Source organism: Hymenobacter psychrophilus (genome assembly GCF_900107135.1).
Classification (GTDB): Bacteria; Bacteroidota; Bacteroidia; order Cytophagales; family Hymenobacteraceae; genus Hymenobacter; species Hymenobacter psychrophilus.
The window spans coordinates 107,938-114,417 of record NZ_FNOV01000013.1; the positions used below are offsets into that span (position 1 = coordinate 107,938).

The window sequence follows — 6,480 nt, forward strand, 5'->3', positions numbered from 1 at the left end:
GCTAAGCACTACGCATAATCAGCTAAGCACTAAAACTTAATGCCGAAATCTAGCGCGAATTCGCTGTTTTTCAGCTCGGCATCTTTGATACCCGCGTTGTCCTCGAAGTACTTGTCGATGTTGAGCAGGCCGCGGTGGTAGCTGATGCCGAGCAGGAAGCGGGTGGTCTGGCCCAGCTGCCGCTCGATACCGGCCCCGAGGCGCAGGTTGGCATCGGGAATGATGACGTGCTTGGTGGCTTTGGTGCGGTTGCCCGTTACCGGGCTGGTGTAGTACTTGTCGCCATCCACGCGGGCCCCGATGACGCCACCCAGCGCTCCGCCCAGCTGGAAATACACTTTGGTATCTTCGGCCACGTCGTTGGTGAAGAGTTTGACCGTCAGGGGTACCTGCAGGTATTGCAGACCCAGTTTCTGCTCGTAACGCCGCTGGCTGTTCGCGTCGTAGTAGCTAACCTTGCCGCCCTTGCCCACGAGCTCCAGACCGGTGCTGAAGGCGTAGTTCTGGCCGAAGAAGTAATCGATGATAAGGCCCCCGCCAAGGCTGAACTTGGCGCTTTCGCTTTTAAGCTCGTCGCCGTTGGGCGAGGCGGCCCGCAGGCTGGTGAGGGAGGGCGACACCTTGAGGCCGATTTCGACCTGAGCGGAAACTGTGCCGAGTGTGGCGGCGCTGAAAAGAAGGGCGAGCAGAGCCTTTTTCATGGCGGGGAAGGAAAAGCGGTGGGAGAAGGCCAGAAGCCGCTGACAGGCCGGCGGATTTGGCTACTTTTGAATCAAAGATAGAACCGTGATGCATATTTCTGCCCGTTTGTCCACCCTGCTGCTCGTGGCATCGGCCGTTGCGAGCCTGGGCCTCGGAGCCTGCTCGAATAACCAGAACCGTTGTGAGCTAAGTCCCGAAGTGGCCCGGGTAAAGGCGCCGGTACAGTTCGAACGGCTCGAAGGGCCCTTCTTCAAGCTGAAAACCCCGGCCGATGCCGACCAGTTTTTGCAAACCCATAAGTTATTCGCGCGGCAGTTTCTGCAGTCCGGGCAGTACCCGCCGGGCGTGCTGAGCGCCACGCTGGCCCGGCTGGCTACCAACCCGGGCCTGCAAAAGCTGGGCGTCCAGGCCGACAGCACCTTCCGCGGCCCGCAACTGCAACAGAACCTGACGCGGCTGTTCCAGCACGCACGTTATTACTATCCTGGCTTCCGGGTGCCGCTCGTGCAGACGTTTGTGAGCGGACTGAGCCAGGATTTGTTCGTCAGCGACAGCCTGATTGTTATCAGTACCGATTACTTCGTGGGGCCGACGGCGGCGTACCGGCCCAACGTGCCGGGCTACATTCAGAAGCGCTACACGCCCGCGCACCTGCTGCCAGGCCTGGCGCTGGCCATCAGCACCAAGTACAACCAGAAGCCCGACGCCGGCCAGACTATGCTCGGCGAGATGGTGCATTTCGGCAAGGCCCTTTACTTTGCCCAGCAGATGCTACCCTGCACGCCTGATTCGCTGATTATCGGTTATACCGGCCCCGAAACGGCCGGCGTCGAGTTCAATGAGGGGAAAATCTGGGCGCACTTTGTGGAGAAGAATCTGCTCTACAGCACTGCTCCATTCGTCATTCAGAAGTACATCGGGGAGCGGCCCAACATCCCGGAAATCGATAAAACGGCCCCCGGCCGCCTCGGGGCCTGGATGGGCTGGCAAATTGTGCGCAAGTACATGGCCGAAAACCCCAACGTAACGCTGCCCCAGCTCATGGCCGATAAGGATGCCCAGCGCATCCTCAGCCAGTCGCGCTACCGGCCCAAGGCAAACAGCGGGCGGGTGAACAGCTAACGATTTGGAATTGAGAATTAAAAGTGGAAATTTCCAGCTCTCATCCTTGCTCAAAGTGCAATGCACTCAGGACGACAGCTGGTGAGCAGACTACTTACTTCTGAATTCTTACGCTTAGCTTCTACCTCAACGATGCTCACGAAAACCTTTGGCTCGGCCGTGCAGGGCGTTAATGCCTACACCATTACCATTGAGGTGGTCGTGTCGCAGGGAACCGGTTTTTTCGTGGTGGGGCTGCCCGATAACGCCATCAAGGAAAGCCAGCAGCGGGTAGAAGCAGCCCTCAAGTTTCGGGGCTACCGGATGCCGCGTACCAAGGTAGTCGTGAACATGGCTCCGGCCGATATTCGTAAGGAAGGTTCGGCCTACGATCTGCCCATCGGTCTGGGTATTCTGCACGCCTCGCAGCAGCTGGATACCGAGCGGCTTGCCGACTACGTGATTATGGGCGAGCTGGCGCTGGACGGCGAGCTACGGCCGATAAAGGGCGTGCTGCCAATTGCCATTCAGGCCCGCAAGGAAGGCTTTAAGGGGCTGATTCTGCCCCGCGAGAATGCGCAGGAAGCCGCCATTGTCAATAGCCTCGATATTATTCCGGTAGGCACCATGCAGGAGGCCGTGGACTTCCTGGAGGGCCGGCTGGAAATTGCGCCGGTCGTAATGAGCACCCGCGACCTGTTTCAGCAGACGGCCAACCAGTACGAGGCCGACTTTGCCGATGTGCAGGGCCAGGAGAACATCAAGCGGGCCCTGGAAATTGCTGCCGCCGGGGGTCACAACGTGATTATGATCGGGCCACCTGGCGCCGGCAAAACAATGCTGGCCAAGCGCCTGCCCAGTATTTTGCCCATGCTGAACATGCAGGAGGCGCTGGAAACGACCAAAATTCACTCGGTGGCCGGTAAGCTGGGCAGTCACGCTTCGCTCATCCATACGCGGCCGTTTCGGGCCCCGCACCATACTATTTCCGATGTGGCGCTGGTGGGCGGCGGCAGCAACCCGCAACCGGGCGAAATCTCGCTGGCGCACAACGGGGTGCTTTTTCTCGATGAGCTGCCCGAATTCAAGCGCACGGTGCTGGAGGTGATGCGCCAGCCGCTGGAGGAGCGCCGGGTAACCATCGCGCGGGCCAAGCTCAGCATCGAGTTTCCGGCCAATTTCATGCTCATTGCCTCTATGAACCCTTGCCCGTGCGGCTACTACAACCACCCCGAAAAGGAGTGCGTGTGCGGCCCCGGCGTGGTGCAGAAGTACCTGAATAAGGTGAGCGGCCCGCTGCTCGACCGCATTGATCTGCACGTGGAGGTAACGCCCGTTACGTTCGACCAGATGACGGAAACGCGCCGCGCCGAAGACAGCCGCACCGTGCAGGTGCGCGTGGCCGCGGCCCGCCAGCGCCAGGCCGCCCGCTTCCAGGACTTCCCCGACATCCATTCCAATGCCCTGATGCCCTCACAGATGGTGAAGGACATCTGCCGCATCGATGACGCCGGCCGCACACTGCTCAAAACGGCCATGGAGCGCCTCGGCCTCTCGGCCCGCGCCTACGACCGCATCCTCAAGGTATCCCGCACCATTGCCGACCTGGCCGCTGCCGAACACATCGAGCTGCCCCATCTGGCCGAAGCCATCCAGTACCGCAGCCTCGACCGCGAGGGTTGGGCCGGGTAAGGGGAAACAGATAAGTAGTAAGGCACTGTCATCCTGAGCGGAGCGAAGGACCTGGTAAGAAGCTAATATTATCGGTTTAGCTTCTTACCAGGTCTTTCGCTCCGCTCAGGATGACAGTGCTGCGGCGGCGCAATACCTTTGCTTCCTCATCTACCGAGTCACTCACTCATCCACCGCATGTACCACGCCCTCCTTAAGCCGCTGCTGTTTAAGCTCGATGCGGAGAAGGCGCACCACCTGGTGTTCGACAACCTGAAGCGGGCCTATCGGCTGCCGGGCGCGCGGGCGCTGCTGCGGAGCCTCTACGATTACCGGCACCCCAACCTGGAGCGGGAGGTATTCGGGCTGCCGTTCAGTAACCCGGTGGGGCTGGCGGCGGGCTTCGATAAGAATGCTGAACTGACCGATGAACTGGGGGCGCTGGGCTTCGGGTTTGTAGAAATCGGGACGGTGACGCCCCGGGCCCAGCCGGGCAACCCCGCACCCCGGCTGTTTCGGCTGCCACCTGATGGTGCGCTCATCAACCGCATGGGCTTCAACAACAACGGGGCCGAAGCCGCTGCTACTCGCCTGCGCCACCGCCACGACTGAAGCCTGATTATCGGCGGCAACATCGGCAAGAACAAGGATACGCCCAACGAGCATGCTGCCCATGATTACGTAGCCTGCCTGGAAGCGCTGCACGAGGTGGTAGACTATTTTGTGGTGAATGTATCGTCGCCGAATACGCCCAACCTGCGGCAGCTGCAGGAGCGCGAGCCGCTGATTGCGCTGCTCCAGCAGGTGCAGGAACGCAACCAGGCGCTGCCCGTACCCCGGCCGCTGCTGCTCAAAATAGCGCCCGACCTCACCGACCCGCAGCTCGATGACATCCTGCTCATCGCCCGCGAAACCAACCTCAGCGGCCTCTTCGCCACCAATACCACCATCGCCCGCACCGGTCTGACAACGCCGATCGACCGCGTGGCTGCCCTCGGGGCGGGGGGGGTGAGCGGCCGGCTACTGATGTGATTCGCTACCTAAGCCACCGCAGCCGCGGACAATTGCCCATTATAGGGGTGGGCGGCATTCATTCGGCGGCCGATGCGCGCGAAAAGCTCGAAGCTGGAGCGTCATTGCTACAATTGTACTCGGGCTTCATTTATGAAGGCCCGGGACTAACCAAGCAAATCAACCAGGCGCTGATAGAGGTAGCTGAGTGACTTTAGTGGCCGGCAGGCTATAGCGCAACGAGTACACCGTTCGCGAAAATGCTATGTGCAATAAAGTATTCGTCGCGAATTGATTATTGAAAATATGAGGGTTTATGATTTAGAAGGAGTATTCGTTATTAATAAGGTGCTGCAGGTATTAAATAAGTAGGTCTGCTCAAATATAATTACTAAATGAAAATGATTTATATTAGTATATTGTTTGTCAATGATTTATATCAAAAGAGAGGGTGTTTTATACAAGAATTTATGCACATAATTTCGATTGATATTTGGAATATATATTATTTTTGCCTATATTTGTATTATAGCAAAAAGAAATAATTCACCTAATCCTATTAAATGCAGTACGCAATCAATGAAATTACTAGTATCCCCAATAACCAAGTAAAGAAGCTCCACGAGCAAGGCATTAAAACGGCCGACGCCCTGTTGGATGCCGGCCGCACTCCAGCCGACCGCCGGGCCCTGGCTTCTGCCACAGGCATCGAGGAAATTAAGCTATTCAAGTGGGTCAATTATGCCGACCTGTCGCGTATCGACGGATTGGACCCGGAACTGACCACTTTATTAGAGGAAGCTGGCATTACAACGATGCTGGACCTACGTGGCCGTTCGCCGTTCAGCCTGCATAGCAAAATGGTATCCATCAACCAGAAGCGCAATCTGGTAGATGAGGTGCCCGATATGCTCCACATGGCCGACATTGTAAACCGCGCCAAAAGCATGGAACCTGAAGTAGCTTATCGTAACTAGCCAGTAACTGAAGGTATACGTAGCCGGCTATGCTCCCATTCCCGTCGGCTCGTTTCCCCGTACTCCTCCCTGTTGCCTGCTTCTCTTGAGCCGGCTGCAATACAAAAAGCGCCACCCCACAACCGGGGTGGCGCTTTTTGTCTCAGGTCGTCGGTTGCTTTATGGTGCAACGGTTACCTGTGGAAGAATACCGGTAGCGGGTACGTAATGCCGCCGGAGCCAGATGAGCAGGGGCACAAAAACCAGCGTGGGCCACAGGAAATTCAGGGGAAAGGCGATAAAAGTGAGGCTGGTAGCCGAGAAGGCCGACACGGCTGCAATGTAGGCACCCACAAACCCCGCAATGTGGTTGCGTAGCCATTGGCCGTTGGGCCACGGTCCCGGTCGCCGGAACCCCTGCAACTGCCGTACCGTCAGGAACACGCCAATTGCCCCGAACATAACCACTACCACGTTGAAAGGCCGGTTTAGCAGGCCGTAGCCCAGAGTACCGGCAAAAATCAGTAACCCCAGCAGTACGCTGGCCCAATCATAGAGTGCTGGTCGCGTGCTCTGGCCCATGCCCTTGTGGCGTAGCGAGCGGTAGCCAAACTGGGCCAGATAGAGGCTGAAAATACCCGTCAGGAGCAGGAAGGTGAGGCCCTTGAAGCTGGCTGCTACCAGTGCTGTGCTACCGGCCACTAGAGCCTGTTATGAACTGGTGGCGTAATTTGGGGGTATGGCACAGCGAAGTAGTTACCCCAGCGACGTGACGGATGACGAATGGACATTTGTGGCGCCCTATCTGGCCCTGGTGTGTGAGGACGCGCCGCAACGGCAGCACGCGCTCCGGGCCGTGTTCAACGCCCTACGCTACCTGGTTAAAACGGGCTGCGGCTGGCGCTATCTGCCCCACGACCTGCCGCCCTGGCCGGCGGTCTACCAGCAATGGGCACGCTGGCGCGATAACCGCTGTTTTGAGCATATGATGGCCGATTTGCGCGAGTTGGCCCGCGTGCTGGCCGGACGTGAGGCCGAG

At 58.3% G+C, this 6,480-nt stretch carries 6 protein-coding genes and 1 pseudogene; 5 read left to right on the forward strand and 2 right to left on the reverse strand.

Annotated elements, in window-relative coordinates:
- Window positions 1-29: 29 nt before the first annotated feature.
- Entirely contained in the window at window positions 30-701 is a 672-nt protein-coding gene (locus BLW21_RS17940; protein WP_092742925.1) for a porin family protein, read from the reverse strand.
- A gap of 88 nt (window positions 702-789) precedes the next feature.
- On the opposite strand from BLW21_RS17940, the gene gldB reads away from it, so the two are divergent.
- The 4 genes and pseudogenes from gldB (at window position 790) to BLW21_RS17960 (ending at window position 5,462) form a co-directional block, all read left to right on the forward strand.
- Window positions 790-1,824 (forward strand): gliding motility lipoprotein GldB, encoded by a 1,035-nt coding sequence (gldB, locus tag BLW21_RS17945; RefSeq protein ID WP_449404342.1) that lies wholly within the window; start codon window positions 790-792, stop codon window positions 1,822-1,824.
- A gap of 132 nt (window positions 1,825-1,956) precedes the next feature.
- The gene (locus BLW21_RS17950) at window positions 1,957-3,495 is read left to right on the forward strand and encodes a YifB family Mg chelatase-like AAA ATPase (RefSeq protein ID WP_092742928.1); all 1,539 of its coding nucleotides are present in this window, start codon (window positions 1,957-1,959) and stop codon (window positions 3,493-3,495) included.
- A gap of 177 nt (window positions 3,496-3,672) precedes the next feature.
- Window positions 3,673-4,697: pseudogene (locus tag BLW21_RS17955) on the forward strand (quinone-dependent dihydroorotate dehydrogenase).
- 351 nt (window positions 4,698-5,048) lie between these two features.
- Window positions 5,049-5,462: a DUF4332 domain-containing protein gene (locus BLW21_RS17960; RefSeq protein WP_092742931.1), complete on the forward strand. Its 414-nt coding sequence runs from the start codon at window positions 5,049-5,051 to the stop codon at window positions 5,460-5,462.
- A 159-nt stretch (window positions 5,463-5,621) separates the two neighbouring features.
- Here the strand turns inward: BLW21_RS17960 and BLW21_RS17965 are convergent, their stop codons facing one another.
- On the reverse strand, window positions 5,622-6,143 hold the full coding sequence (locus tag BLW21_RS17965; protein ID WP_092742934.1) for a hypothetical protein: 522 nt from the start codon (window positions 6,141-6,143) through the stop codon (window positions 5,622-5,624).
- 37 nt (window positions 6,144-6,180) lie between these two features.
- On the opposite strand from BLW21_RS17965, the gene BLW21_RS17970 reads away from it, so the two are divergent.
- Window positions 6,181-6,480: transposase (locus BLW21_RS17970; RefSeq protein WP_139255298.1), on the forward strand; the 300-nt coding region annotated here is incomplete at its 3' end.